At 65.8% G+C, this 24235-nt stretch carries 22 protein-coding genes; 13 read left to right on the top strand and 9 right to left on the bottom strand.

The features are described 5' to 3' along the window. Positions 1–75: 75 nt before the first annotated feature. From prpF to LQ564_RS21855, 3 genes are all read left to right on the top strand, one after another. The gene (gene prpF / locus LQ564_RS21845) at positions 76–1269 is read left to right on the top strand and encodes a 2-methylaconitate cis-trans isomerase PrpF (RefSeq protein WP_231060215.1); all 1194 of its coding nucleotides are present in this window, start codon (positions 76–78) and stop codon (positions 1267–1269) included. 136 nt (positions 1270–1405) lie between these two features. Beyond that, positions 1406–4054, top strand: a complete 2649-nt coding sequence (locus LQ564_RS21850; protein WP_231060216.1) for a sensor domain-containing protein — start codon at positions 1406–1408, stop codon at positions 4052–4054. A 17-nt stretch (positions 4055–4071) separates the two neighbouring features. After that, complete coding sequence (locus LQ564_RS21855) at positions 4072–5415, top strand: S41 family peptidase (RefSeq protein ID WP_231060217.1); 1344 nt, start codon at positions 4072–4074, stop codon at positions 5413–5415. Position 5416: 1 nt separating this feature from the next. On the opposite strand, the gene xth is transcribed toward LQ564_RS21855, so the two are convergent. Then, positions 5417–6184: an exodeoxyribonuclease III gene (xth, locus tag LQ564_RS21860; protein ID WP_231060218.1), complete on the bottom strand. Its 768-nt coding sequence runs from the start codon at positions 6182–6184 to the stop codon at positions 5417–5419. Positions 6185–6686: 502 nt separating this feature from the next. Here xth and LQ564_RS21865 point away from each other — a divergent pair. From LQ564_RS21865 to LQ564_RS21875, 3 genes are read left to right on the top strand one after another with little or no spacing between them, the layout of a single operon-like run. Beyond that, entirely contained in the window at positions 6687–7040 is a 354-nt protein-coding gene (locus LQ564_RS21865) for a phiTE_015 family protein (protein ID WP_231060219.1), read from the top strand. A gap of 1 nt (position 7041) precedes the next feature. After that, positions 7042–7245 carry a DUF1653 domain-containing protein gene (locus LQ564_RS21870; protein WP_231060220.1) on the top strand — a complete coding sequence of 68 codons (204 nt, stop codon included), beginning with the start codon at positions 7042–7044 and terminating at the stop codon, positions 7243–7245. Positions 7246–7305: 60 nt separating this feature from the next. After that, on the top strand, positions 7306–7758 hold the full coding sequence (locus LQ564_RS21875; protein WP_231060221.1) for a hypothetical protein: 453 nt from the start codon (positions 7306–7308) through the stop codon (positions 7756–7758). Positions 7759–8016: 258 nt separating this feature from the next. Here LQ564_RS21875 and LQ564_RS21880 read toward each other — a convergent pair whose 3' ends face one another. Next, entirely contained in the window at positions 8017–9519 is a 1503-nt protein-coding gene (locus tag LQ564_RS21880) for a leucyl aminopeptidase (RefSeq protein ID WP_231060222.1), read from the bottom strand. Positions 9520–9604: 85 nt separating this feature from the next. Here LQ564_RS21880 and lptF point away from each other — a divergent pair, with 85 nt between their 5' ends. From lptF to LQ564_RS21900, 4 genes are all read left to right on the top strand, one after another. Next, positions 9605–10759, top strand: coding sequence for an LPS export ABC transporter permease LptF (gene lptF, locus LQ564_RS21885; protein WP_231060223.1), 1155 nt, complete (start codon positions 9605–9607; stop codon positions 10757–10759). Next, positions 10756–11940, top strand: coding sequence for an LPS export ABC transporter permease LptG (lptG, locus tag LQ564_RS21890; protein WP_231060224.1), 1185 nt, complete (start codon positions 10756–10758; stop codon positions 11938–11940). Before lptF ends, lptG begins: the two co-directional genes overlap by 4 nt. Next, positions 11940–12308, top strand: a complete 369-nt coding sequence (locus LQ564_RS21895; protein ID WP_231060225.1) for a sirohydrochlorin chelatase — start codon at positions 11940–11942, stop codon at positions 12306–12308. The genes lptG and LQ564_RS21895 overlap by 1 nt, the downstream gene beginning before the upstream one ends. Before the next feature lie 197 nt (positions 12309–12505). Then, a complete protein-coding gene (locus LQ564_RS21900; RefSeq protein WP_231060226.1) occupies positions 12506–14704 on the top strand; it encodes a DUF4214 domain-containing protein in 2199 nt (732 codons plus the stop codon). A 37-nt stretch (positions 14705–14741) separates the two neighbouring features. Here LQ564_RS21900 and cobA read toward each other — a convergent pair whose 3' ends face one another. From cobA to LQ564_RS21930, 6 genes are read right to left on the bottom strand one after another with little or no spacing between them, the layout of a single operon-like run. Then, positions 14742–15476: a uroporphyrinogen-III C-methyltransferase gene (gene cobA / locus LQ564_RS21905; protein WP_231060227.1), complete on the bottom strand. Its 735-nt coding sequence runs from the start codon at positions 15474–15476 to the stop codon at positions 14742–14744. A gap of 13 nt (positions 15477–15489) precedes the next feature. Further along, positions 15490–16797, bottom strand: a complete 1308-nt coding sequence (locus tag LQ564_RS21910) for a sulfate adenylyltransferase subunit 1 (protein WP_231060228.1) — start codon at positions 16795–16797, stop codon at positions 15490–15492. Next, a complete protein-coding gene (gene cysD / locus LQ564_RS21915; RefSeq protein ID WP_231060229.1) occupies positions 16797–17735 on the bottom strand; it encodes a sulfate adenylyltransferase subunit CysD in 939 nt (312 codons plus the stop codon). Before cysD ends, LQ564_RS21910 begins: the two co-directional genes overlap by 1 nt. A 23-nt stretch (positions 17736–17758) precedes the next feature. Continuing rightward, on the bottom strand, positions 17759–18475 hold the full coding sequence (locus tag LQ564_RS21920; RefSeq protein WP_231060230.1) for a phosphoadenylyl-sulfate reductase: 717 nt from the start codon (positions 18473–18475) through the stop codon (positions 17759–17761). Between the two features lie 11 nt (positions 18476–18486). Then, entirely contained in the window at positions 18487–19044 is a 558-nt protein-coding gene (locus LQ564_RS21925; protein ID WP_231060231.1) for a DUF934 domain-containing protein, read from the bottom strand. Then, positions 19037–20725, bottom strand: coding sequence for a nitrite/sulfite reductase (locus LQ564_RS21930; RefSeq protein ID WP_231060244.1), 1689 nt, complete (start codon positions 20723–20725; stop codon positions 19037–19039). Before LQ564_RS21930 ends, LQ564_RS21925 begins: the two co-directional genes overlap by 8 nt. A gap of 182 nt (positions 20726–20907) precedes the next feature. On the opposite strand from LQ564_RS21930, the gene LQ564_RS21935 reads away from it, so the two are divergent. After that, on the top strand, positions 20908–21846 hold the full coding sequence (locus tag LQ564_RS21935) for a CysB family HTH-type transcriptional regulator (protein WP_231060232.1): 939 nt from the start codon (positions 20908–20910) through the stop codon (positions 21844–21846). A 16-nt stretch (positions 21847–21862) separates the two neighbouring features. Beyond that, positions 21863–22531, top strand: coding sequence for a class I SAM-dependent methyltransferase (locus tag LQ564_RS21940; RefSeq protein WP_231060233.1), 669 nt, complete (start codon positions 21863–21865; stop codon positions 22529–22531). Positions 22532–22623: 92 nt separating this feature from the next. Here the strand turns inward: LQ564_RS21940 and LQ564_RS21945 are convergent, their stop codons facing one another. Continuing rightward, positions 22624–23205 carry a hypothetical protein gene (locus LQ564_RS21945; protein ID WP_231060234.1) on the bottom strand — a complete coding sequence of 194 codons (582 nt, stop codon included), beginning with the start codon at positions 23203–23205 and terminating at the stop codon, positions 22624–22626. Positions 23206–23391: 186 nt separating this feature from the next. Here LQ564_RS21945 and LQ564_RS21950 point away from each other — a divergent pair, with 186 nt between their 5' ends. Then, positions 23392–24057 (top strand): CCXG family PEP-CTERM protein, encoded by a 666-nt coding sequence (locus LQ564_RS21950; protein ID WP_231060235.1) that lies wholly within the window; start codon positions 23392–23394, stop codon positions 24055–24057. The last annotated feature ends 178 nt before the right edge of the window (positions 24058–24235 follow it).

A 24235-nucleotide genomic window follows, 5' to 3' on the forward strand; every position in this document is an offset into this window, starting at 1 on the left:
GTGCGCTTGCAAACTTGGATTCCCGCCTGCGCGGGAATGACGGTTTTTCGGCTAACAATGGAATAACGACGTCACATGGCAAACACTCCCCAAATCAAAATCCCCGCCACCTACATGCGTGGCGGCACCAGCAAAGGCGTGTTCTTCCGCCTGCAAGACCTCCCCGAAGCCGCGCGCGTACCCGGCGCGGCGCGTGACGCCCTCTTGCAACGCGTGATCGGCTCCCCCGACCCCTACGCCAAGCAGATCGACGGCATGGGCGGCGCCACCTCCAGCACCAGCAAGACCGTCATCGTCGCGAAAAGCGAGCGTGCAGACCACGACGTCGATTACCTGTTCGGCCAGGTCTCGATCGACAAGCCCTTCGTGGACTGGAGCGGCAACTGCGGCAACCTGTCCTCGGCGGTCGGTTCCTTCGCCATCGCCAGCGGCCTGGTCGACCCGGAGCGGGTGCCCGATAACGGCATGTGCACGGTGCGCATCTGGCAAGCCAACATCGGCAAGACCATCATCGCCCACGTCCCGATCATGAACGGCGAGGTGCAGGAAACCGGCGACTTCGAACTCGATGGCGTGACTTTCCCGGCGGCCGAGGTGCAGCTCGAGTTCCTCGACCCGGCGGCGGAAGAAGAGGGCGCGAGCGGATCGATGTTCCCTACCGGGAACCTGGTCGACGAACTCGAGGTGCCCGGCGTCGGCACCCTGCAGGCGACCATGATCAACGCCGGCATCCCGACCATCTTCATCAACGCCGAAGCGGTCGGCTATACCGGGACCGAGCTGCAGGACGCCATCAACGGCGACCCGCGCGCATTGGCCATGTTCGAGACCATCCGCGCCCACGGCGCCGTGCGCATGGGCCTGATCAAGGGGATCGAGGAAGCGGCCAAGCGCCAGCACACGCCGAAGGTGGCGTTCGTGGCCAGGCCGGCCAACTACGTCGCCTCCAGCGGCAAGCAGGTCAATGCCGGCGACGTCGACCTCCTGGTGCGCGCGTTATCGATGGGTAAGCTGCACCACGCGATGATGGGCACGGCGGCGGTGGCGATCGGCACCGCGGCGGCGATCCCCGGCACCCTGGTCAACCTGGCGGCCGGCGGCGGCGGCGAGCGCAGCGCGGTGCGCTTCGGCCATCCGTCCGGCACCCTGCGCGTGGGCGCCGAGGCGGTGCAGGCCGGCGGCGAGTGGAGCGTGGCGAAAGCCATCATGAGCCGCAGCGCGCGCGTGCTGATGGAAGGCTGGGTGCGCGTCCCCGGCGATTGTTTTTAAGCCAAGTTTGCAAGAAAACACACTGTGATGGCCCGCAACAACAGGTCTGTCAAAAGTGCTTGTCAGTTTTGGAACAAAGTCGGTTTGTGGTTTATGATTGCTAAATGGCAAGTTGCCCAGGAAACAATCAGGAAACATGGACCGACCCTCCATCGCGCTGGGCCTCGCGGCCGCGAACGCAGCGTCGAGCGACGCATCCCCCGCCAAGCCGGCCCGCGACCGTGAGCACGACATGCTGCGCATCGCCCTGCGCGAGCAGCGCGCCATCCTGGAAAACGCGCCGGTCGGCATCGTGTTCACCCTGCCGGGCCAGTTCAAGTCCTGCAATCCGCGCATCTGCGAGATGCTCGACTACAGCTACGCCGAGATCAGCCGCCTGCATCCGGCCGACATCTTCGGCTCGATCGAGGCCTACCAGGCCCTGACCGCGGAAGCCTATCCGGTGCTGGCCACCGGCAGCCTGTTCGAGAAGGGCGAGTACCCGTTCCGCCGCCGCGACGGCAGCGTGATCTGGGCCCGTTTGCGCGCGCGCGCCGTGGACCCGAACGCGCGCGAAGCCGGCACCATCTGGATCGTCGAGGACGTGACCGACGTGCGCCAGACCCTGTTCGAGGTGCAGGCGATCATGACCAACGCCACCCTCGGCATCATGTACACCCGCAACCGCATCATCCAGCGCTACAACCCGGCCTTCGCCACCATGTTCGGCTACCGCGACGGCGAGGCGCTGGGCCGCTCGACCCGCATCGTCTATCCGGACGACGAGGCCTACCACGCCTTCGGCGCCAGCGCCTATCCGCAGCTGGCGGGCGGGCAGTCCTACCGCGCCGAAACGCAATTCGTGCGCAAGGACGGCACCCGCATCTGGGGCCAGCTGAACGGCTACCTGTTCAACCCGGACGACCCGGCGATGGGCGCGATCTGGATGTTCGAGGACCGCACCCGCGAGCGCGAGGACGAGATCCAGCTGCGCAACGCGCTGCTGGAAAACCGCGCCATCCTCGACAACGCGGTGCTCGGCATCGCGGTGGTCGAGCATGGCCAGACCCTGCATTGCAACCGCAAGATGGAAGAGCTGTTCGGCAGCGGGCCGGGCGGCATGGACGGCACTCCGGTGCGCGCGCTGTATCCGGATGACGCGGGCTATGCCGCGGCCTACCGCGACGCCGGGCGCAGCTTCCATGCGGGCCAGGTGCACATGGCGGAGGTCGAGATGATGCGGCGCGACGGCAGCCGCTTCTGGGCGCGCCTGTCGGGCCGCCTGTTCGACCTGCGGGAAAAGGCCGGGCGCAGCGTCTGGCTGCTGGACGACATCACCGCGCGGCGCGAAGCGGCCGAAAGCATCCGGCGCGCCCGCGACGAGCTCGAAGTGCGGGTCGCCGAGCGCACCGCCGAGCTGGCCGGCGCCAACAAGCTGCTGCGAGAAGAGATCGCGGAGCGGCGCCTGGCCGAGGCGCGCGCGCACCACATGGCCTATTACGACAGCCTGACCCGGCTGGCCAACCGCGCGCTGCTGTCGGAGCGGCTCGAGTGCGCGCTGAAGTCGAGCCGGCGCAACGACCGCACGCTGGCGGTGATGTTCATCGACCTGGACCGCTTCAAGAACATCAACGACACGCTCGGCCATGCCACCGGCGACCATCTGCTGTGCGAGGTCGCCAAGCGCCTGTGCACCGCGGTGCGCCATTGCGATACGGTGGCGCGCCTGGGCGGCGACGAATTCGTGGTCCTGCTGCCGGATGTGGAGGGCGCAGCCGAGTGCGCCGCGATCGGTGACCGGATCATCGCGGCGCTGGCCGCGGCGATTCCTTTCGAAGGCCACAGCCTGCACATCTCGCCCTCGATCGGCATCTGCCTGTGCCCGGACCACGGCGCCGACGTCGACACCCTGATGCGCCACGCCGACGCCGCCATGTACCGCGCCAAGGCGGCGGGCCGCAACAACTACCAGTTCTTCGACCAGCGCATGAACCAGGCGGCGGCGCGCCGCTTCGAACTCGAATCGAGCCTGCGCGGCGCCTTGCTGCGCGACGAATTCGAGCTGCACTTCCAGCCGATCGTCGACGCCGCCACCCACCGCCTGCACGCATTGGAGGTGCTGCTGCGCTGGCGCCGCGATGGCCAGGCCCTGGTGGGCCCGGACGAATTCATCCCGATCCTCGAAGAGAACGGCACCATCGTGGCGGTCGGCGAATGGGTGATCAAGCGCGCCTGCGAGCAGAGCATGGCCTGGCAGGCCCAGGGCTTGCCCGCCGTGCCGCTGGCGATCAACCTGTCGGCGCGCCAGTTCATGCACGACGGCCTGGTCGACTCGATCCGGCGCATCGTCGGCGAGACCGGCATCGACCCGGCGCTGGTCGAATTCGAGATCACCGAGACCGCTCTGATGCAGCACGGCGGCCAGACGCTCGAGATCCTGCGCCAGATGAACGGCATGGGCATGCGCCTGTCGATCGACGATTTCGGCACCGGCTATTCGAGCCTGGCCTACCTGAAGCGCTTCCCGGTCCGGAAGATCAAGATCGACCGCGCCTTCGTGCGTGAACTCGAGGCCAGCGCCGAAGACCGCGCCATCGTCGCGGCCGTGATGGCCCTTGCCAACAGCCTGGGACTGTCGGTGGTGGCCGAGGGCGTCGAGACCGAGGGCCAGGCCGCGCTGCTGCAGGGTTACGGCTGCCAGTACGCCCAGGGCTACCTGTTCGCGCGCCCCCTGCCGGCCGGCGAGGCGGCGCGCCTGCTTCTCAAGCAGGACCGCGCCAGGGACGCGCTTCCAGCGACTCCTTGAGCAGTTCCAGGAAGCGCATGGTGCGTTCCATCCTGAACACCTTTGTCCTTGCCGCCTGCCTGCTCATCCCTCCCGCTACCGCGGCGGACGCGCCGATCGCTCCCGAAGCGCTGCAGGCCGACCTGCGCTTCATGCGCGCCGAGATCGAGCGCATCCACCCCGAGCCCGGCCTGTTCGTCAGCCGCGAGACCCTGCGCCTGGCCTACGAGCGGATCGAAGAACGGTTCCGCCAGCCAATGGAGCGCGACGCGGCCTGGCGCACGCTCGCCACCTTGAATCCGCTGTTCGCCGACGCCCACATGTTCGTCACCCAGCCCGACTGGAAGGCCGCCGCCCGCGCGCACGTGGCTGGCGGAGGCGTCCTGTTTCCCTTCGAGGTGCAGGTCGGCGCGAACGGCGACATGATCATCCGCGCTGAACTGGGCGGCGGCGCCAGCAAGCTGGCCGGCATGCGCATCGCACGCATCGATGGCGTGCCCACCGCGCAGGTGGCGCACGAGCTGCTCGGCTTGATGGCGGGCGATACGCCGGCCCTGCGGGCGAATCTGCTGTCGCGCCGTATGTGGCTGTATTACTGGAAGACGCATGGGGCGCCGGCGCAGTACGCATTCACGCTCGCCAACGGCAGGACGCTGCGGGTGGCGGGCAGCGCCAGGCTGCCGGCGTCGGTGGCGGACAACGAGCCGGGCTTTGCGCGGGCCTTCGGCTTCGAACTCCTGCCGGGCAAGGCGGCGCTCCTCACCGTCAACACCTTCCTGTGGCCTGACCGCCAGGCCTTCTACGACTTCACGAAAGACGCGTTCACGAAGATCCGCGACGCTGGTGTCACGACCCTGATCATCGATAACCGGGAGAACACCGGCGGTGACGACGATCCATGGAAGTTCGGCATCCTGCCCTACGTGGCCGACAAGCCGGCCCGCAACGGCTCCAGCTACATCAAGAAGGTGATCGCGGGACGGGCCAGCGGAACGGAACAGGTGGGCGACGTGGTGCACGGCTTCGGCGACGCCTGGGTCGCGCCGCAGCTTGAGAATCCGCTGCGGTTCACCGGCAAGACTTATGTGCTGGTCGGGCGCCTGACCTATTCCTCGGCGGTCCTGTTCAGCAATGTGATGCAGGACTTCGGCTTCGCCAAACTGGTGGGCGCCGGCGGCTATGCGCGCACGCGCCAGACCGGCGGCGTGGTGAACGTCAAGCTGCCGAATACGGGACTGGAAATCACGATCCCGCGCTTCGTGCTCGACCGTCCCTCGGGCAGCCGCGAGCCGGCGCTGGTGCATCCGGACATCGTGCTGCCGGACAGCCCGCTCGACCGCCGCCAGGCCATCGACGCGCTGCTCGCGCGCCTGCGTCCCTGACTCAGTCGCCCAGCGTCGCGACCACCGGCGCGTGGTCCGACGGCTGTTCCCACTTGCGGGTCTCGCGGTCGATGTGGCAGGCGGTGCACTTCTGCGCCAGCTCCCTGGTGAGCAGGATGTGGTCGATGCGCAGGCCGCGGTTGCGGCGGAAGGCCATCTGGCGGTAGTCCCACCAGCTGTACTGCTTCTCCGGCTGTTCGAACAGGCGGAATGCATCTTGCAGCCCCAGGTCCATCAGCCCCTGCATCGCCTCGCGCTCCGGCGGCGTGAAGTGGATGTGGTGTTCCCATTCAGCCGGATCGTGCACGTCGCGCGCTTCCGGCGCGATGTTGTAGTCGCCCAGCAGGGCCAGGCGCGGGTGAACCCGCATTTCCTCGATCAGCCAGGTGCGCAGGCCGTCGAGCCAGGCCATCTTGTAGGCGAACTTGTCGCTGCCGATTTCCTGGCCGTTCACGATATAGGCGCAGATGATGCGCATGCCTTGAATGGTGGCCGCGATCAGGCGCTGCTGCTCGTCGGCGAAGTGCGGATTGCCTTTCTGGACGTCCTCGATCGGGTGTTTCGACAGGATGGCGACGCCGTTGTACGTCTTCTGGCCGGTAAAGGCCACCTGGTATCCCGCCGCTGCGAGTTCCGCCACCGGGAACTTGTCGTCGGTGAGCTTGGTTTCCTGGATGCAGAGCACGTCCACCGGGTTGGCTTCCAACCAGGTCAGCAGGTGGGGGAGACGGACTTTCAGCGAGTTGACGTTCCAGGTGGCGATCTGCATGGTCGGGGATGCAAGGTGGCAAAGGCGGCATCATAACCGGTCCGGCGCCGGGCCGGACAGGGAAATGGCATCCTGAACCAGCAGCAATATATGTATGCCGAATAAAATCGCCGGATGTGACCTTTGTATTGATGCCTGGTGCATGGCGATTGTTGTTCGGAAGCCTATAACCTTGCGTACCAAGCAATTTGCTATGGTAGAATAACTTAATAGAATACTAAAGAAATCTGACAGTTTGATGTGAATGGGGCTGTAAAAGCATTCGTAAAAGCATTAAACTAGCGGCGGAGCATTTCACAGTGTTTCTGTATGGGAATACAGTAATTGCGTTGATGCAACTAACGTTGTACTATTTGCAGATTGAACATTAGTTCGGATCGACCTGGACGCTCGCGCAATCGTGCGGGCGGTTGGAAGAGTTTGAAATGTTATATTGAGAGACATTGTTGCAGTGTCATTTCATTAGAACATGCAACCGGACGCCGATTGACAAAGGACTGAAATGCGCACTGCATTCGAAGCGTGGGCCCAGCGCGAAGGCCACATCACCCGCCGCCGCGAAGACAAGCCGGAGGAGTACCTCGTCTATGAAACCCAGCGCCGCTGGGTGATCTGGCAGGCCGCCCTGACGCACGGCGCCAAGACCGCCGCCGACGCGCCGTCGAAGTTCGCCAAGGACGCCGAGGCCGCGTCCGGCCCAGTCACCCAGGACGAAGCCGCGGTCCGCAACCGCGTGCTGAACGAAGTCCTGGACGCCTTCAGCGAACTGGACGAAGCCGCCGGCATGGAAGGCGTGCTCAAGGTCATCCAGGGCCTGAAAAAGAAACAGAAGGAAACGGCCGACGCCAAGGCCTGAGGTGGCCGCACCGCTGCGCTACCGCCACTACAAGGGCGGCGTCTACGAGCTGGTCTGCGAAGCCGTGCTGGAAGCGGACCACACGCCCGTGATGGTCTACCGCGGCCGGGACGGCGTCGTCTGGGTGCGGCCCCGCGCCGCCTTTTTCGAGACCGTCACCGTGGACGGCGTCGCGACGCCGCGTTTCTCGCTTCTCGACACCTGACCCTTCAGCATTCTTCTTGCCTGCCGTAAATAGGGCATGATGTCTTTTCTGGCGGGTTCCATGTTGCGTCGTTTTTCCCTTTCCTTGTCCCTTGCCGCGCCGCTGCTCCTCGGCGGCTGCGCGACCATCTCCGATTCTCCCCAGCAGCAGCTCGAGCTGCATGCCGTGCTCGACTACCAGGAAGTCGCCGGCGTCGGCTGCGTGCTCAGCAACGACAAGGGCCGCTGGTTCACCGTCCTGCCGAACCGCGTCACCGTCACACGGAGCACCGAGCCGCTCACCGTCAGCTGCAAGAAGGACGGGCTGGCGGTGGCGCGCGAGACGCTGGGGGCGCGGGCGGATACGTCCAGCCTGATGGGCAATGTCGTGATCAGTGCGGGGCTGGGGCAGCTGGTGGATCGGCATTCGGGGGCGGGGTATGGGTATCCGGTGAACTATACGGTGTTGCTGGAGGCGGTGAAGTCGAAGGAGCAGCTGGCGCTGGAAGAGAGGGTGCGGGCGCCGGTGTTTTGAGGCGTTCATTGATGAGCGTGCAAACTTGGGTCCCGGCCTGCGCCGGGACGACGCTCTCACAGCTATGTGAATTGTCGGTCGCAACCTTTGGCCATGTTCTTCAGCACGTCGTACGCGCCGCTGGCGCCTACGACTTCCGGCGAAGGCCGGAACCCAAGTTCGTTCCGCCGCCACATACAAACAAAACAGCCCCGCAAGCGGGGCTGTTTTCCTTGGTGAAAGAATATTTCACCAAGTGCTCATCCGTGAAATTTTATTTCACACACGATTCAGCAGGAAGGTGGTCAACAGCGGCACCGGGCGCCCCGTCGCCCCCTTCGAAGCGCCCGATTTCCACGCAGTCCCCGCGATATCCAGGTGCGCCCAGGTGTACTTGCGCGTGAAGTTCTCCAGGAAGCAGGCCGCGGTGATCGAGGCCGCGCCCGGGGTGCCGATATTGGCCAGGTCCGCGAAGTTCGACTTCAGCTGCTCGTTGTAGTTCTCGCCCAGCGGGAAGCGCCAGGCGACGTCGCCGGTCTGCTTGCCGGCGTCCAGCAGTTCCTGGACCAGGCCGTCCGAGGCTTCGTCATGGCGCGCGAACAGGCCGCTGGTATGGTGGCCGAGGGCCACGATGCAGGCGCCGGTCAGGGTGGCGATGTCGACCACGGCGGCCGGCTTGAAGCGCTCGGCGTAGGTGAGGGCGTCGCACAGGATCAGGCGGCCTTCGGCGTCGGTGTTCAGGATCTCGATGGTGAGGCCGTTCATCGAGGTCACGATGTCGCCCGGCTTGGAGGCGCGGCCCGACGGCATGTTCTCGCAGGCGGCCACGATGCCGATCACGTTGATCTTCGGCTTGAGTTCGCCCAGCGCGCGGAAGGTGCCCAGCACCGAGCCGGCGCCGCACATGTCGTACTTCATCTCGTCCATGCCCGGACCGGGTTTGAGCGAGATGCCGCCGGTGTCGAAGGTGATGCCCTTGCCGACCAGGACGGTCGGCGCATCCTTCTTGCTGCCACCCATGTGCTTCAGGACGATGAACTTCGGCGCCTCGTCGCTGCCCTTGGCGACCGACAGCAAGCTGCCCATCTTCAGCGCTTCGAGCTGCTTGCGCTCCAGCACTTCGATCTCGAAGCCGAATTCGTCGGCCAGCTGGCGCGCGGTGTTGGCCAGGTAGGTCGGGGTGCAGACGTTCGGCGACAGGTTGCCCAGTTCCTTGGTCAGCTGCATGCCGTTCGAGATGGCGACGGCCTGCGCCAGCGTGCCCTTGAGCGCGGTAGCGGCATTCGCCGCGTCCGCCGCGATCACGATCTTGCGCACGCCGGCGGCGGCAGGGTCCTTCTTGCTCTTCTGCGTATCAGTACGGTGCTCGGTCTCGTTGGCCGCGATCACAAGAGCGCGCACCGCCCAGTTGACGTCGCGGTCTTTCACATCCACCAGCGGGAATGCGATAATGGCATCCTGGCTGCCCAGGGTGCCGAACACTTTCAGCGCCGCGCCGACCGCGGTGGTGAAGCTCTTTTCAAGGATCTGGGTGTCCGCGCCCATGCCGACCAGCAGCACGCGCGCCGCAGCGACGCCGCCAACGCCGCGCAGCAGCAGGGTCGAACCGGCCTTGCCACTGATGTCGCCGGACTTGACCGCCGCGGCGATCTCGCCGCCGGCGTCGAGCGCCTGGGCGGCTTGCGACAGCTTCTTGTTCTCGAACACGGCGACCGCCACGACCCCTGCTTTCGCAGCGGCGAGGGTGTTCTTGGTGTCGAATGCTTTTATGCTAAAGTCCATTTTTGATTCTCCGGTTCGGTGATTTTTGGAGCGCGCAGGCTTTATGGGCGCGTGCTCTTAACCAGCAATTATAGCTATTTATTGAATGATATTTCGACGCGCCCTGCAACGTGAATTGGCCAGTTCGGCCGGCGCCACCTTTACGGTGCTGTTCACCGTCCTGGTCACCTGGACCCTGATCCGCGTGCTTGGCAGCGCCGCCGGCGGCAAGGTCGCCTCAGGCGACGTGCTGGCCCTGATCGGCTTCGCCATCCTGAGCTACCTGCCGACCATCCTCACCCTCACCACCTTCATCGCGGTGCTGGCCGTGGTCACGCGCAGCTACCGCGATTCCGAAATGGTCGTCTGGTTCGCCAGCGGCATGTCGCTGCGGCGCTGGATCCGTCCCGTGCTCACCTTCGGCCTGCCGATCATGGCGCTGGTCGCCGTGCTGGCACTGGGCGTGACGCCGTGGGCCGCGATGAAGCGCACCGAATTCGTCGAGCGCTTCCAGAAGCGCGAAGACCTGAAAAGGGTGGCCCCCGGCCAGTTCCGAGAATCCTCGTCCGCCGACCGCGTGTTCTTCGTCGAGCGCTCGACCGCCGGCGCCACCGTGGTGCAGAACGTGTTCGTCAATTCCAACGACGGCAACCGCAACTCCATCGTGGTCGCGAAAGAGGGCGTGATCGAGACCGACGCCAAGGGCGGCCAGTACCTGGTGCTGACCAACGGCCGCCGCTACCAGGGCACGCCGGGCCAGGCCGATTTCCAGTCGATGGAATTCGAGCGCTACAGCATGCGGGTCGCTACCCGCGTACCGGTGCTGGGCGCCGACACCCCGATCAACGCGCTGCCGACCTCCAGTCTGCTGGCGGTCGAGAACCAGTACACCCGCGCCGAACTGCTGTCGCGCATCTCGCAGCCGATCGTCTGCCTGGTGCTGATGCTGCTGGCGATCCCGCTCGGCTTCGTGAACCCGCGCGCGGGCAGCTCGGCCAACATGATCCTGGCGCTCCTGATCTTCTTCACCTATAACAACCTGACCAAGCTGCTGGAAAAGAGCGTCCAGCGCGGCAAGCTGGAGTTCGCGGTGGCGTGGTGGCCGCTGCACCTGCTGGCGGCGCTGGCGGTGCTGGGCCTGTTCGCCTGGCGCCTGAACGTCAACCACCGCTGGCATCCGCTGGTCCTGATCAATGCCTGGAAGCGCAAGCGCATCGTGCAGCACGCAACTGCGGCGCCGGCCAAGGTGGAAGCACAATGACTATCCTGCAACGCTATTTCGCGGTCAACATCATCCAGTCGGTGGCCTTCGTCGCCGTCGCCTTCCTCGGCCTGATTTCCTTCATGGACCTGAGCGGCGAGCTGCCCTCGGTGGGCAAGGGCGGCTACGACTTCCAGAATGCCGTCATGTACGTGCTGCTCCAGATGCCGGGCAATGTCTACCAGGTGATGCCGGTGGCGGCCCTGATCGGCACCATCTATACGATGGCCCAGTTCGCATCGAGCTCGGAATTCACCATCATGCGCGCGTCCTCGATGTCGACGCGCCAGGCCGCATCGATGGTGTTCAAGGTCGGCATCCTGTTCGTGCTGGTCGCCTTCGTGTTCGGCGAACTGATCACGCCGCGCACCGCGCCGCTGGCCGAGCGCGTGCGCCTGGCCGCCAAGGGGTCCACCCTGTCCGCCGAATTCCGCTCGGGAATGTGGACCAAGGACAGCATCCACACCGAGGGCGTCAAGGGGCCGGTGATCGGCACCCGCTTCTTCAACGTGCGCCAGATCCGCCCGGACGGCCAGCTGGTCGACGTGCGCCTCTACGAATTCGACGCCAACATGCGCATGCGCGCCCTGATCACCGCCAGCGGCGGCAGCTACCAGGGCAACAACACCTGGCGCCTGACCGGCGTCAGCGAAACCCAGTTCAGCAACAGCCGCGCGCTGCCGGCCCCGGGCACGCCGCGTCCGCAAGGGCAGAGCATCGAAGCCGCCTTCGGCCAGGAGACCGCCGCCGTCAGCACCCGCAAGCTCGACTCGCTCGAACTGGCGTCCGAGATCACGCCCAAGATCCTGTCGGTGTCGCGCTCGGACCCGGAGCGCATGTCGGCCAACGAACTCGCCGTCTACACCCGCCACCTGGCCGAGAACCGGCAGGAGACCGACCGCTTCAAGGTGGCGTTCTGGAAGAAGATCATCGACCCGCTGTCGATCCTGGTCCTGATGGCGCTGGCGCTGCCCTTCGCCTACCTGCACACCCGCAGCGGCGGCGTCAGCCTGAAGATTTTTGTTGGCATCATGATCGGCGTCAGCTTCCTGCTGCTGAACGCCCTGTTCTCGCACCTGGGCGTGCTGACGGCGCTGCCGGCCTTCTTCACCGCGGCCGCGCCCAGCATGCTGTTCTCGCTGCTGGCCCTGGGGGCGCTGTGGTGGGTGGAGCGGCATTGATGAAGCGTTCCCTGATCCTGTTCGCCCACGGCGCCCGCGCCGCCAGCTGGGCCGCGCCCTTCGAGCGCCTGCGCGACGGGTTGCGTGCGCAATTGCCCGGCACGCCGGTCACGCTCGCCTTCCTCGAACTGATGGAGCCGCGCCTGCCGGAAGCAGTGGCCGCGCAAGTCGCGGATGGCGCCGCCGACATCACGGTGGTGCCGGTATTCCTGGGGCAGGGCGGCCACCTGCTGCGCGACCTGCCGCTGCTCGCCGAACAGATCCGCGCGGCGCATCCCGGTGTGCGGCTGCACGTCGCCGGCCCGATCGGCGAAGACCCGGCGGTGCAGGCCGCGATGGCCGACTACTGCGTACGCAGCCTGTCCTGACACATCCTTGTCAGGCTGTCCAGAATGACGCTGCCAAGGCGCTAACAGCCTTGGCAAACGCGACAACCTTCCGTTGCATCCGCACGATATTTCCACACGGAATTTAGTTTCCCTCTTTAAAGTCAGATTGCCGTACGGCATCATGGATATTGTTCAGCTAGCGCGTTCTGCGCGGCCCGCAATTCCAGGATACCCCCATGAGCATTCTCGACTACGCACCGGTCGGCATCGTCGACGACCGCGACACCCTCTTGACCACCCTGCAAAACGGCGCCGTCGCCGCCACGCTCACCGCCGTCGACACCGGCCCCTTGAGCGGCGGCCGCTGGATCATCGACGCCCAGTCCGTCCCCGGCCTGTTCTCGATCGCCTACAACCCGGCCGTCGACGAATCGGCGCGCCTGATCCTGAACAATGCGGCGCTGCTGCCCGCGGTCGGCAGCGCCGCCACGGTGACCGTCCACTACTACGACAAGAACCAGCTCGACGCCGCCGGCAATCCGCGCGCCGGCAGCGGCTACGCCGACACCCTGATCTATAACGTGGAAGCCGGCACGACCCGCGACCTGGCCGGCTTCGGCGCCGACCTCGGCCTCGGCACGGCGGCGCGCGGCGCCAGCCCGGAACTGGCCACGCTCTCGACCGGCCAGTTCCTGGCCGTGTGGGAGTCGCGCGACGGCGCCATCCAGGCCCAGGTGCGCAATGCCAACGGCAACGCGGCGACCGGCGTGTTCCCGGTCACCGCCGCCGGCGACGGCGTGCCGGAATCCAGCCCGGCGGTGGCGGCGCTCGCCAACGGCCGCGCCGTGGTGGCGTATGCCAGCGATGCCTGGGGCACCCCGCGTGTGAGTTATAGGATCACCGACGCGTCGGGCAACCTCGGCGCGGAAGTGGTGGTCGGCGCCGGCGGCGACACCGGCATGCCGGACGTGGTGGCGCTGCAGAACGGCGGCTTCGCGTTTGCCTGGCGCGTCGGCGGCCAGATCCACGTGCGCACGGCGGACGCGGCCGGCAACCTGGTCGGCGGCGAGCAGGTCTACGGCAGCCTCGGCAGCGCCTTCAGCCCGAGCCTGGCGGCCGTCAACGGCGGCTACGTGGTGAGCTGGGGGGAACTTGGCGACGGCAACGTCTACGCCGCCCTGAACGGCGGCGCGCCGATCGTCGTCAGCGGCGACGGCCTGGCCGCCACCCTGGCCACCGCGGCCCCGCTGGCCAACGTCACCGCGCTCGCCGGCGGCGGCTTCGTGGTGGCCTGGGACAGCTACGCCAACTCGCCCTGGGGCTATGCCAGCAGCGACATCTTCTTCCAGTTGTTCGACGCAGCCGGCAACCGTGTCGGCGCCATGACCCAGGCCAACGTCGACGCCGGCAGCGGCCGCTACGACGCCCACGTCAGCGCGCTGTCCGACGGCGGCTTCGTGGTCACCTGGGAATCGCAGTCCGGCGACTTCGACGGCAACGGCGTGTTCGGCCGCCGCTTCGACGCCGGCGGCGCCGCGCGCGACGTGCGCGAGTTCGCGATCAACGAATACCGGCAAGGCGACCAGTCGCACGTGGCCGTGACCGCGCTGGCGGGCGGCGGCTTCGCCAGCGCCTGGCTCGACACCCAGGCCGACGGCAGCGCCTACGTCGAAGCGCGCGTGCTGGCCGGCAGCGCCGCGCCGGCCGAGACGCCGAGCGTGAGCACGCCCGCACCGACGCCGACCCCGACGCCTACGCCGACCCCGACGCCGACCCCGTCCACCCCCGGCACGAGCAGCGGCGGCGGTTCGTCCAACCTGCCCGAACTGCGCGGCAGCGATGGCGTCAACCTGTTCACCTCGGCGGCCGGCAACCAGAAGATCGACGGCCTGGGCGGCATCGACACGGTGTCCTACGACATGAGCAAGAGCATGTATGCGATCACGCGCAGCGGCGCGGCCGCCACCGTGGTCGACCGCACCGGCGCGGGCGGCACCGACAGCCTGGTGAACGTGGAGCGCCTGGCGTTTTCCGACGTCAGCGTGGCGCTCGACATCGACGGCAACGCGGGCAAGGCCTATCGCCTGTACACGGCGGCCTACGACCGCACCCCGGACCTGCAGGGCCTGGGCTTCTGGATCAAGATGCTGGACAACGGCCTGAGCCTGGAGCAGATCGCGCCGAGCTTCACCACCAACGCCGAATTCCAGCGCCTCTACGGCACCCATACCAGCAATGCGGAGTTCGTCACGCTGCTGTACCAGAACACCCTGCACCGTGCGCCCGAGACCGACGGCTTCAACTTCTGGATGACGGCGATGGACAAGGGCTTCTCGCGCGGCGACCTGCTGGCCTATTTCAGCGAAAGCCCGGAAAACCAGGCCCAGGTGATCGGCCAGATCCAGCACGGCATCGACTTCACGCCGTATGGCTGATCCCGCAGGGTGACGCGGCGAGGTCCGCGGAACCAGCCTACAGTGTGGTATCGGGCGGCTGGTGTTCGCGCATGCGCAGCGCTTCGCCGATCATCACCAGCACCGGCCCGTGCGCCGCTTCCAGCCCGTGCGCGAGGCGGCCCAGGTCGAGGCGCAGCACGCGCTGGTCCGGGCGGCTGCAGTTCTCGATGACGACCACCGGCATGTCCCGCCGGCGTCCCTGGGCAAGCAGGCGCGCGGCGGTGGCGATGGCTTCGCGCCCGCCCATGTACTGGATCAGGGTGTCGGTGTGGGGCAGGGCGACTTCCTCGATCGAGTGTTCGGGGGCGGTGCTGGAGGTGAAGAAAGAGACGCTGCGGGCGACGCCGCGCTTGGTGAGCGGCTGCCGGGTCGCGGCCGCGGCGGCGACCGCGGTGGTGATGCCGGGGACGATCTCGACCTCGATCCCGGCCGCTTCCAGCGCGCGCAACTCCTCGTCGGCGCGGCCGAACAGCATCGGGTCGCCGCCTTTGAGGCGCACGACGAGCGCGTACTTGTGTGCGCAGTCGACCAGTTGTTGATTGATGAGGTCTTGTGCGACCGAGCGCTGGCCGGAGCGCTTGCCGACCGAGATCAGTTCGGCCTGGCCGCACAGCGCCAGCATTTCGGGCGTGACCAGGGCGTCATAGAGCACGACCTCGGCCTGCGCCAACAGGCGCGCGCCGCGCACGGTGATGAGGTCGGCGGCGCCGGGCCCGGCTCCTACCAGATAGACTTTGCCCAGCCCCGCCATACGACTCCTTCGCTCAGTGATCCAGGCGGATCATACCCGCGGCGACGGTCTGGTGGGTGACTTCGTCGATCAGGATGAAGGCCCCGGTGGCGCGGTTGTCGGCATAGGCGTCGGCCGCCAGCGGCTGCTGCACGGTGAGCTGCACGGTCGCGATGTCGTTCAGCTTGAGGCCTTCGGCGGCATGACGCTGCTGGGTGTTGACGTCCAGGATGCTGTCGACGCTCTTGATCTTCGCGGCGGTCTGGCGGGTGCCGTGCTTGATCCAGTACTTGCGGCGCGCGTCGAGCGGCTCGTCCGACATCCAGCACACGTCGGCCACGACCTGCTTGAGCTGGGTCGCCGGTTGCTCGCTGCTGGCCAGCAGGTCGCCGCGCGAGATGTCCAGGTATTCGTTCAGCAGCAGCGTGATCGACTGGCCGGCGGACGCGGACTGCAGCGAGCCGTCGAAGGTCACGATGTCCTTGACGGTCGCGGTCTGGCCCGAAGGCTGCACGATGAGCTTATCGCCAACCGCCACACGGCCCGATTCGATGCGGCCCATGTAGCCGCGGAAGTCGTTCGCCTCGTGGCCATTGTGGCGCGCTACCAGCTGCACCGGGAAGCGGAACGGCGCGGCGTGCGATTCGTCGTAGACGGACAAAGCTTCCAGCAGCTCGATCAGGGTCGGGCCTTCGTACCAGGCCATTTTTTCTGAGCGCTCGACCACGTTGTCGCCACTGAGTGCCGACAGCGGGATCGCGGTGACGTCCTTCAGGCCCAGCGACTGGGCAAACTCCTGGTAAGCGCCGACGATGCGCTCGTAGACGGTGCGGTCGTAGTTCACCAGGTCCATCTTGTTGACGGCGACGATCACGTGCTCGATCTGCAGCAGCTTGGCGATGGTCGAGTGGCGCTTGGTCTGGGTCAGCAGGGTCACCGACCCATCGTCACCGAGCTTCACCTTCGAGACATCCACCAGGATGATCACGGCGTCGGCGGTCGAGGCGCCGGTCACCATATTGCGGGTGTACTGCTCGTGGCCCGGGGTGTCGGCGATGATGAACTTGCGCTTCGGGGTGGCGAAGTAGCGGTAGGCGACGTCGATGGTGATGCCCTGTTCGCGCTCGGCTTCGAGGCCGTCGGTCAGCAGCGACAGGTCGATGGTGTCGCCCACGGTGCGCTTGTGCTTGGAGCGCGAGACGGCGGCCAGCTGGTCGGCGAAGATGCCCTTGCTGTCGAACAGCAGGCGGCCGATCAGGGTGCTCTTGCCGTCGTCGACGGAGCCGGCGGTGATGAAGCGCAGCAGGCCTCGTTGATTGAGATTGTCAGTCATCGCGTTCATCAGAAATATCCTTGCTTCTTGCGTTTTTCCATCGACGCTTCCGAGGTCTGGTCGTCCATCCGGGTCGCGCCGCGCTCGGTCACTTCGGTGACGGCGGTTTCGGCGATGATGTTGTCCACGGTGCTGGCCGTCGAGGCCACCGGGCAGGTGCAGGAGATGTCGCCCACGGTACGGAAGCGCACGGTGCGGGTTTCGACCGTTTCGCCTTCGCGCGCCGGGGTCAGGGGCGTCAGCGGCACCAGCAGGCCGTTACGCGGAATCACCTCGCGCTCGTGCGCAAAATAGATCGAGGGCAGGGCCAGCTTTTCGCGGGCAATGTACTGCCAGACGTCGAGTTCGGTCCAGTTCGAGATCGGAAACACGCGCATGTTCTCGCCCGGGTGGACGCGGGTGTTATACAGGTCCCACAGTTCCGGACGCTGGGCCTTCGGGTCCCACTGGCCGAATTCGTCGCGGAAGGAGAAGATGCGCTCCTTGGCGCGCGCCTTTTCCTCGTCGCGGCGGGCGCCGCCGATGCAGGCGTCGAAACCGTGTTCGGCGATGGTTTCCAGCAGGGTCACGGCCTGGGCCGCGTTGCGCGAATCCGTCTGCGGATGACGCAGGCGCACGGTGCCGCGCCGGATCGACTCCTCGACCGAGCCGACGATCAGGCGCTCGCCCAGCTCCGCCACGCGCGCATCGCGGAAGGCGATCACTTCGTCGAAGTTGTGGCCGGTGTCGATGTGCACCAGGGGGAAAGGGAATTTACCCGGACGGAAGGCCTTCTCGGCCAGGCGCAGCAGCACGACCGAATCCTTGCCGCCCGAGAACAGCAGGGCAGGGTTGCTGCATTCGGCCGCCACCTCGCGCAGGATGTGGATGGCCTCGGATTCGAGGGCGTCGAGGTGGCGCGCATTCACGTCCGTGAGCACGGCCGGATTGTCGAGGTAGGTCGTCATAGTGTTTTGCCAGTTGCAGCGGCTCAGGCCGCTACGGATTTAATGCGAATAAGTTTGCCATCGACCACGTGCAGGCCGCATTCCTTCGATTCCGGATTTTCCCACCACCAGCGTCCGGCGCGCACGTCCTCGCCCGGCTGGACCGCGCGGGTGCAGGGTTCGCAGCCGATCGAGGGGTAGCCGCGATCATGGAGGGCATTGTAGGGCACATTGTTGCTGCGCAGGTATTCCCAGACGTTCTCTTCCGACCAGTCGGCCAGGGGATTGAACTTCTGCATGCCGTGGGCCGCATCGTCTTCCTGCACGGCCAGCTCGGCGCGGGTGCTCGACTGGGAACGGCGCTGGCCGGTGATCCAGGCCGCCTTGCCGCTCAGGGCGCGGCCCAGAGGCTCGACCTTGCGGATGCGGCAGCATTCCTTGCGCATGTCGACGCTGTCGTAGAAGGCGTTCAGTCCATTCTGCGCGACATAGGTTTCCACCGCTTCCGGCTGCGGACGGAACAGGGCGATCTCGTAGCCGTAGGTGTCGCGCACCCGGTCCAGCATGTCGAGGGTCTCGGCGTGCAGGCGGCCGGTCTCCAGCGAAAAGATGCCGATCGGCAGCTGCGCTTTCAGGATCAGGTCGGTCAGGACCATGTCCTCGGCCGCCAGGCTGGAGGCGAACACGGCGGGCGAATGATCGCGGGCGATGCGCGCCAGGATGGCTCCCGTCTCCTCGACGCGGTGGTGCAGATCGCTCATGTCGTGAATCCTCAGATGCCTGCGCCGACGTCGTTGAGTTCCGGCGGCGTGCCGCGCGGGGCGCGGCGGAACAGCGGCAGCGGCTGGTCGACCGACGCCTGGTAGGTCTCCGAGAACACGGTCAAGCCCTTGAGGGCGTCGTGGATGCTGCGGTCCTGGCGGGTGGCGAAGGCGTCGAAACCGACGCGCGACAGCGGCCACAGCTGGTCGCGCAGGACGTCGCCGATGGCGCGCAGCTCGCCGGTATAGGCCAGGCGCTTGCGCAGGTTGAAGGCGGTGGAATAGCCGCGGCCGTCCGAGAACTTCGGGAAGTCGACAGCGACCACGCCGAAACGCGGCAAGTCGTCCTTGATGGCGGCAGCCTGCTCGTCCGGCGCCAGCCAGACGCCGACGGCGGCGCGCCGCGACAGGTTCTCGCGCTGTGCTTGCCACACGGTCAGGGGGACAATGATCTTGCCTTCCGGGACTTCAACGGCTTCCGGCGTCTGGCCTTCGTCGAGGCGCAGCACGCTCCAGTCATCGTCGACCACTTCGCGGTGTTTGATAATCTGCTTGTGCGAATTAAGCATAGTGGTCTTCTCCAACCAGTTCGCCCGCCGGAATCGGCGTGGCATACACATATTCCTTGAACGGCGCCACGCCCAGGCGCTGCGCGGTGTCGACGAAACGCTCGCCTTCGAAGCGCTCGCGCACATAGACCTCGAGCAGGCGGCCGACCACTTCCGGCATCTGCTGCGCCGAGAACGACGGGCCGATGATCTTGCCGATCGCGGCATTGATGCCCTGCGAGCCGCCGATCGACACCTGGTACCATTCGCTGCCGTCCTTGTCGACCCCGAGGATGCCGATCGCGCCCACGTGGTGGTGGCCGCAGGCGTTGATGCAGCCCGAGATGTTCAGTTCGATCTCGCCGATATCGTGCTGGAAGTCGAGGTTGTCGAAGCGCTCGGCGATCGCGGCCGCGATCGGGATCGACTTCGCATTCGCCAGCGAGCAGAAGTCGCCGCCCGGGCAGGAAATGATGTCGGTCAGCAGGCCGATGTTGGGCGTCGCCAGGCCCCTGGCCTTGGCCAGCTGCCACAGCTCGAACAGTGTCGATTGCTCGACGTCGGCCAGCACCAGGTTCTGCTCGTGGGTCACGCGCAGTTCGCCGAAGCTGTAGGTGTCGGCCAGGTCCGCCACGAAGTCCATCTGCTCGGCGGTCGCGTCGCCCGGCGGCACGCCGGTTTTCTTCAGCGACAGCACGACGGCCGCATAGCCCGGCACCTTGTGCGGCTTGACGTTGCGGTTGAGCCAGTTGGCGAAGGCGCGGTTGTCGGGATGCGCCGCGGTCGGATCGGAATCTTCCAGCTGGGCATAGCCGTGCGGCTGGAACCACTGGGCCACGCGGTCGAATTCTTCCTGGGTCAGGGTTTCCGGACCATCCTTCAGGTCTTGCCACTCTTCTTCGACCTGGCGCGTGAATTCCTCGACGCCGACGGCTTTCAGCAGGATCTTGATGCGGGCCTTGTACTTGTTGTCGCGGCGGCCGTGCTGGTTGTACACGCGCATCACGGCTTCGGTATAGGTCAGCAGGTGCTGCCAGGGCAGGAAGTCGCGGATCACGGAACCGAGGATCGGGGTGCGGCCCATGCCGCCGCCGGCCATGAACTTGAAGCCGACTTCGCCCGCTTCGTTCTTGACCAGGGTCAGGCCGATGTCGTGGATCGCGATCGCGGCGCGGTCTTCGACGGCGCCGTTGATCGCCACCTTGAATTTACGGGGCAGGGCGATGAATTCGGGGTGGAAGGTGCTCCACTGGCGCAGGATCTCGGCGAAGGGGCGCGGATCGATGATCTCGTCGGCCGCCACGCCGGCGAACTCGTCGGTGGTGATGTTGCGGATGCAATTGCCCGAGGTTTGGATGGCGTGCATCTCGACCGAGGCCAGGTCTTCCAGGATCTGCGGCGTGTCTTCCAGCTCGATCCAGTTGTACTGGATGTTCTGGCGCGTGGTGAAGTGGCCATAGCCGCGGTCATATTTACGGGCGATATGGGCGAACATGCGCATCTGCTTCGACGCCAGCAAACCATAAGGCACGGCGACGCGCAGCATGTAGGCGTGGCGCTGCATGTAGAGGCCGTTCTGCAGGCGCAGCGGCAGGAATTCTTCTTCCAGCAGCTCACCGTTCAGGCGGCGCTCCACCTGGCTGCGGTACTGCGCAATGCGTTCGCGCACGATGAGATGGTCGTAGTGGTCGTAGCGGTACATGGTCTCGTCCAATGGGGGCAAACATTGTCCACCCGTTAAATGTTTGGTCAAGTTTACGGGTCCCGCTATATATTCCAAACTACGGAGAATTCATTTGCTTATATGCGTAACTCGAATAAGCATCTTAAAATGTCGTTTGCAGCCGCCTTTATCAAAAACATACCAAGAACCGACCAACCTTCATGAATCTTCACCAGCTGCGCTTCGTGCGCGAAGCCGTGCGTCAGAACTACAACCTGACCGACGCGGCCAAAGCGCTGTTCACTTCCCAGCCCGGGGTCTCGAAAGCCATCATCGAACTCGAGGAAGAGCTCGGCGTGGACATCTTCACCCGCCACGGCAAGCGCATCCGCGGGCTGACCGAGCCGGGCCGCCTGGTGCTGCAGTCGGTCGAGCTGATCATGCAGGAAATCGACAGCCTGAAACGGATCGGCAAGGAATACGCGGCCCACGACAGCGGCAGCTTCACCATCGCCACCACCCACACCCAGGCGCGCTACATGTTGCCGAAGGTGGTGCAGGCCTTCATGCAGAAGTTCCCGAAAGTGCGCCTGTCCCTGCTGCAAGGCAATCCGAAGCAGATCGCCGACATGGTCAAGAACGACCAGGCCGATCTCGCCATCGCCACCGAGTCGATCGCGTCGGTGGACGGGCTGATCACGCTGCCGTGCTACCAGTGGGAACACGTGCTGGTGGTGCCGCCGGACCATGGGCTGACGCGCTCGAAGGCGGTGTCGCTGGAAGAGATCGCGTCCTACCCGGTGATCACCTATGATGCCGCCTTTGCCGGCCGCAGCAAGATCGATCACGCCTTCGGCCTGCGCAACCTGAAGCCGGACGTGCTGCTGGAAGCCATCGACGCCGACGTCATCAAGACCTATGTCGAACTGGGCATGGGGGTGGGCATCATCGCCGGCATGGCCTTCGACCCGGAACGCGACCGCAACCTGCGCGCCATTCCCGTGGGCCAGCTGTTCGGCATGAACACCTCGCGGGTGGCGGTGAAGCAGGGCGCCTATCTGCGCAGCTATATCTACACCTTCATCGAACTGCTGGCGCCGACCCTGAACCGCAAGATGGTCGAGTCGGCCATGCGCGGCGGCGACAACTACGAACTGTAAGAACCAAGGAAAGACCATGAGTAACAACCCTGTCGTCGACTTCTACACCGCCATCGCGGACCACTACGACGCCCAATTCCACGACGAGAGCGACGAAGACCGCCAGGACGACCTCGACGACGTCGCCGAACAAGTCTCCGAGCTGATGCGCGGCCACACGGTGCTGGAACTCGGCTGCGGCACCGGCTACTTCACCGACGTGATCGCCGAGACCGCCACGCAGGTGATCGCCACCGACGCCAGCGAAGCGATGCTGAACGTGGCGCGCGAGCATGGCGAGGAGCTGGAGAACGTGCGCTACCGCGTGGTGGACGCGCTCGACATCCCGCTCGACATCGCCGAGGGCGGCAAGATCACGGCCGTGTTCGCCGGTTTCCTGTGGTCGCATTTCAAGAAGGAGCAGCAGGACGCCTTCCTGGCCGGCCTGCGCGCGCGCATCGGCAAGGATGCGCTGCTGGTGCTGATCGACGACGAATACGTCGAGGGCGCGAGTCCGACGGTCGCCCGCACCGATGCCCAGGGCAATACCTGGGCCCAGTTCGTCGACGCCGACGGCCAGCGCCACGAGCTGCCGAAGAACTATCCGACCGACAGCGCACTGCGCAAGCGCCTCGGCACTGCGGTGCGCGAGATCAAGATCGGGCGCTGGGATTCCTGCTGGGCGCTGACCTGCAGGCTGAAGTGATCATCCGGCTGACAATGTTGTCAGCCTGAAGACCGTCGCCCCGGCGCAGGCCGGGGCCCCAGTTCGTACCGACGTGTCAGCCCGTGTAGCGATCAGAATCCGCCGCGGCTCCCGCCGAGACTGATTCCGCCTCCACCCGACGCACCGCCACCGCCCGGCATTCCACCTCCACCGCCCGGCCCGCGGCCGCGTCCACCGCCGCCTTCCGGCCGGCTGCCACGCTCTGATCGTCCCTCGCCGCCGGGCCCGCCCGGCTGGCGCTCCAGCGTGCTGCGCACCTGCGCCATCAGTTTCGCGCGCTGGGTGTCGTCGAGGGCGTCGTTCATCGTCAGCCAGGTTTCGCGCAGGGCCAGGTCTTCGGACTGGGTGGCCGCCGCATCGGCGTCGAGCGGTGCGCTCAGGGTGCGCAGGTCGCCGGCCGCATCGGCCGCCAGCGCCTTCGCTGCCGCATCCAGCGCCTCGCGCCGCTCCTTGCGGGCGCGCAGGATGGTGCGGGTCTTGCGCTCGCTCTGTTCCCACAACAGGCGCTGGTTTTCGTTCAGGGCCAGTTCCTTGCGGATCTCCGGCGCCTGCATCAAGAGGTCTTCCGCGCGCCAGTCGGAAATCGGGATCGCCCTGGCGGCGGGGAGGGCGCACAGCAGGGCGGCGGCGAAGGCGAAGGGCAGGAATTTCATGGTCAACGATTCAGAGAAGAAGATTGACATTGTCTTTTGCCATACCGTAAAGCGGGGTTAGTCAGCTGTAAGGAAATGTTGCTGTTGCGTTAAATTGACAGAAATGATTAACAAATTTAATCCAGGAAATATAAATCGTCAGAAACTGGTATATTTACGTTCAGTTAAACTCAAATTGAGCAAATCATGAACCTTGCCAGGTCTTTCGCGCTGCTAGCGCTCGCCGGCGCCGCCATCCACGCCGACGCCAGCGTCATCACCCTGCAGACCGGCTACAGCAGCGCCGGTCCGCAAGCTTCGGCCGACGCCTACCGCGACGTCGTCGACGCCGCGCTGGCGCTGCAGGCGACGGCCAATACCCCGGGCTACGGCAGCAAGACGATCGACAACTACGGCTGGGTCACCAATGCCGACCAATTCGGGGCGCGCGCGAATTTCGCCTGGAAGTCGACCATCGACTTCGGCGTGTCGGCGGACAAGGCTGGTGCGTGGAGCTTGCGCAGCGGCGTCGACTTCGACCGCGGCGGCGCGATGTTCCTGGATGGCGTGGCGGTCGCCTTCAATCCGAACAATATGTGGTGGGCGGGCGACTACGCGAACACCACCCAGACCTTCGCCGCAACGCTGAACCTCGGCGCAGGCAACCACACCCTGACCATCTTCGGCCTGGAAGGCTGCTGCGACGGCTTCCAGCAGGCCCAGTTCAGGATCGGCGACGGCGGCTATACCACCTTCGCTTCCAGCGATGGTCTGGATGCCGTGCCGGGCGACGTGCCGGAGCCGGCGACCGTCGCGACGCTGGGCCTCGGCCTCGGCCTGCTGGCCGTCACCCGCCGCCGCAAGCGCGCCTGATTCGGTTTCGATCGTCTCTTCCCTTTGGCCGGCGCTCGCCGGCCTTTTTTTAGGCTGTGTTCGCGATCGTTGGGTGAACCAAGTCGCGTTGTCGAAGTCTTACGCATCGTCGAGTTAACTCATCTGGAGTGACGATGCAAGGCCCGCGCTTCGACGAATTGTTCGCTTTTCTGACCGC

Origin of the sequence: Massilia phyllostachyos (assembly GCF_021044825.1) — a bacterium.
GTDB classification, from domain to species: domain Bacteria; phylum Pseudomonadota; class Gammaproteobacteria; order Burkholderiales; family Burkholderiaceae_D; genus Telluria; species Telluria phyllostachyos.

What these genes read in the sequence shown, in the direction of transcription:
- prpF (WP_231060215.1), top strand. Translation starts at nt 76, where the DNA reads ATGGCAAACACTCCCCAAATCAAAATCCCCGCCACCTACATGCGTGGC.
- LQ564_RS21850 (WP_231060216.1), top strand. Translation starts at nt 1,406, where the DNA reads ATGGACCGACCCTCCATCGCGCTGGGCCTCGCGGCCGCGAACGCAGCG.
- LQ564_RS21855 (WP_231060217.1), top strand. Translation starts at nt 4,072, where the DNA reads ATGGTGCGTTCCATCCTGAACACCTTTGTCCTTGCCGCCTGCCTGCTC.
- xth (WP_231060218.1), bottom strand. Translation starts at nt 6,184, where the DNA reads ATGCAGATCGCCACCTGGAACGTCAACTCGCTGAAAGTCCGTCTCCCC.
- LQ564_RS21865 (WP_231060219.1), top strand. Translation starts at nt 6,687, where the DNA reads ATGCGCACTGCATTCGAAGCGTGGGCCCAGCGCGAAGGCCACATCACC.
- LQ564_RS21875 (WP_231060221.1), top strand. Translation starts at nt 7,306, where the DNA reads ATGTTGCGTCGTTTTTCCCTTTCCTTGTCCCTTGCCGCGCCGCTGCTC.
- LQ564_RS21880 (WP_231060222.1), bottom strand. Translation starts at nt 9,519, where the DNA reads ATGGACTTTAGCATAAAAGCATTCGACACCAAGAACACCCTCGCCGCT.
- lptF (WP_231060223.1), top strand. Translation starts at nt 9,605, where the DNA reads ATGATATTTCGACGCGCCCTGCAACGTGAATTGGCCAGTTCGGCCGGC.
- lptG (WP_231060224.1), top strand. Translation starts at nt 10,756, where the DNA reads ATGACTATCCTGCAACGCTATTTCGCGGTCAACATCATCCAGTCGGTG.
- LQ564_RS21895 (WP_231060225.1), top strand. Translation starts at nt 11,940, where the DNA reads ATGAAGCGTTCCCTGATCCTGTTCGCCCACGGCGCCCGCGCCGCCAGC.
- LQ564_RS21900 (WP_231060226.1), top strand. Translation starts at nt 12,506, where the DNA reads ATGAGCATTCTCGACTACGCACCGGTCGGCATCGTCGACGACCGCGAC.
- cobA (WP_231060227.1), bottom strand. Translation starts at nt 15,476, where the DNA reads ATGGCGGGGCTGGGCAAAGTCTATCTGGTAGGAGCCGGGCCCGGCGCC.
- LQ564_RS21910 (WP_231060228.1), bottom strand. Translation starts at nt 16,797, where the DNA reads ATGAACGCGATGACTGACAATCTCAATCAACGAGGCCTGCTGCGCTTC.
- cysD (WP_231060229.1), bottom strand. Translation starts at nt 17,735, where the DNA reads ATGACGACCTACCTCGACAATCCGGCCGTGCTCACGGACGTGAATGCG.
- LQ564_RS21920 (WP_231060230.1), bottom strand. Translation starts at nt 18,475, where the DNA reads ATGAGCGATCTGCACCACCGCGTCGAGGAGACGGGAGCCATCCTGGCG.
- LQ564_RS21925 (WP_231060231.1), bottom strand. Translation starts at nt 19,044, where the DNA reads ATGCTTAATTCGCACAAGCAGATTATCAAACACCGCGAAGTGGTCGAC.
- LQ564_RS21930 (WP_231060244.1), bottom strand. Translation starts at nt 20,725, where the DNA reads ATGTACCGCTACGACCACTACGACCATCTCATCGTGCGCGAACGCATT.
- LQ564_RS21935 (WP_231060232.1), top strand. Translation starts at nt 20,908, where the DNA reads ATGAATCTTCACCAGCTGCGCTTCGTGCGCGAAGCCGTGCGTCAGAAC.
- LQ564_RS21940 (WP_231060233.1), top strand. Translation starts at nt 21,863, where the DNA reads ATGAGTAACAACCCTGTCGTCGACTTCTACACCGCCATCGCGGACCAC.
- LQ564_RS21945 (WP_231060234.1), bottom strand. Translation starts at nt 23,205, where the DNA reads ATGAAATTCCTGCCCTTCGCCTTCGCCGCCGCCCTGCTGTGCGCCCTC.
- LQ564_RS21950 (WP_231060235.1), top strand. Translation starts at nt 23,392, where the DNA reads ATGAACCTTGCCAGGTCTTTCGCGCTGCTAGCGCTCGCCGGCGCCGCC.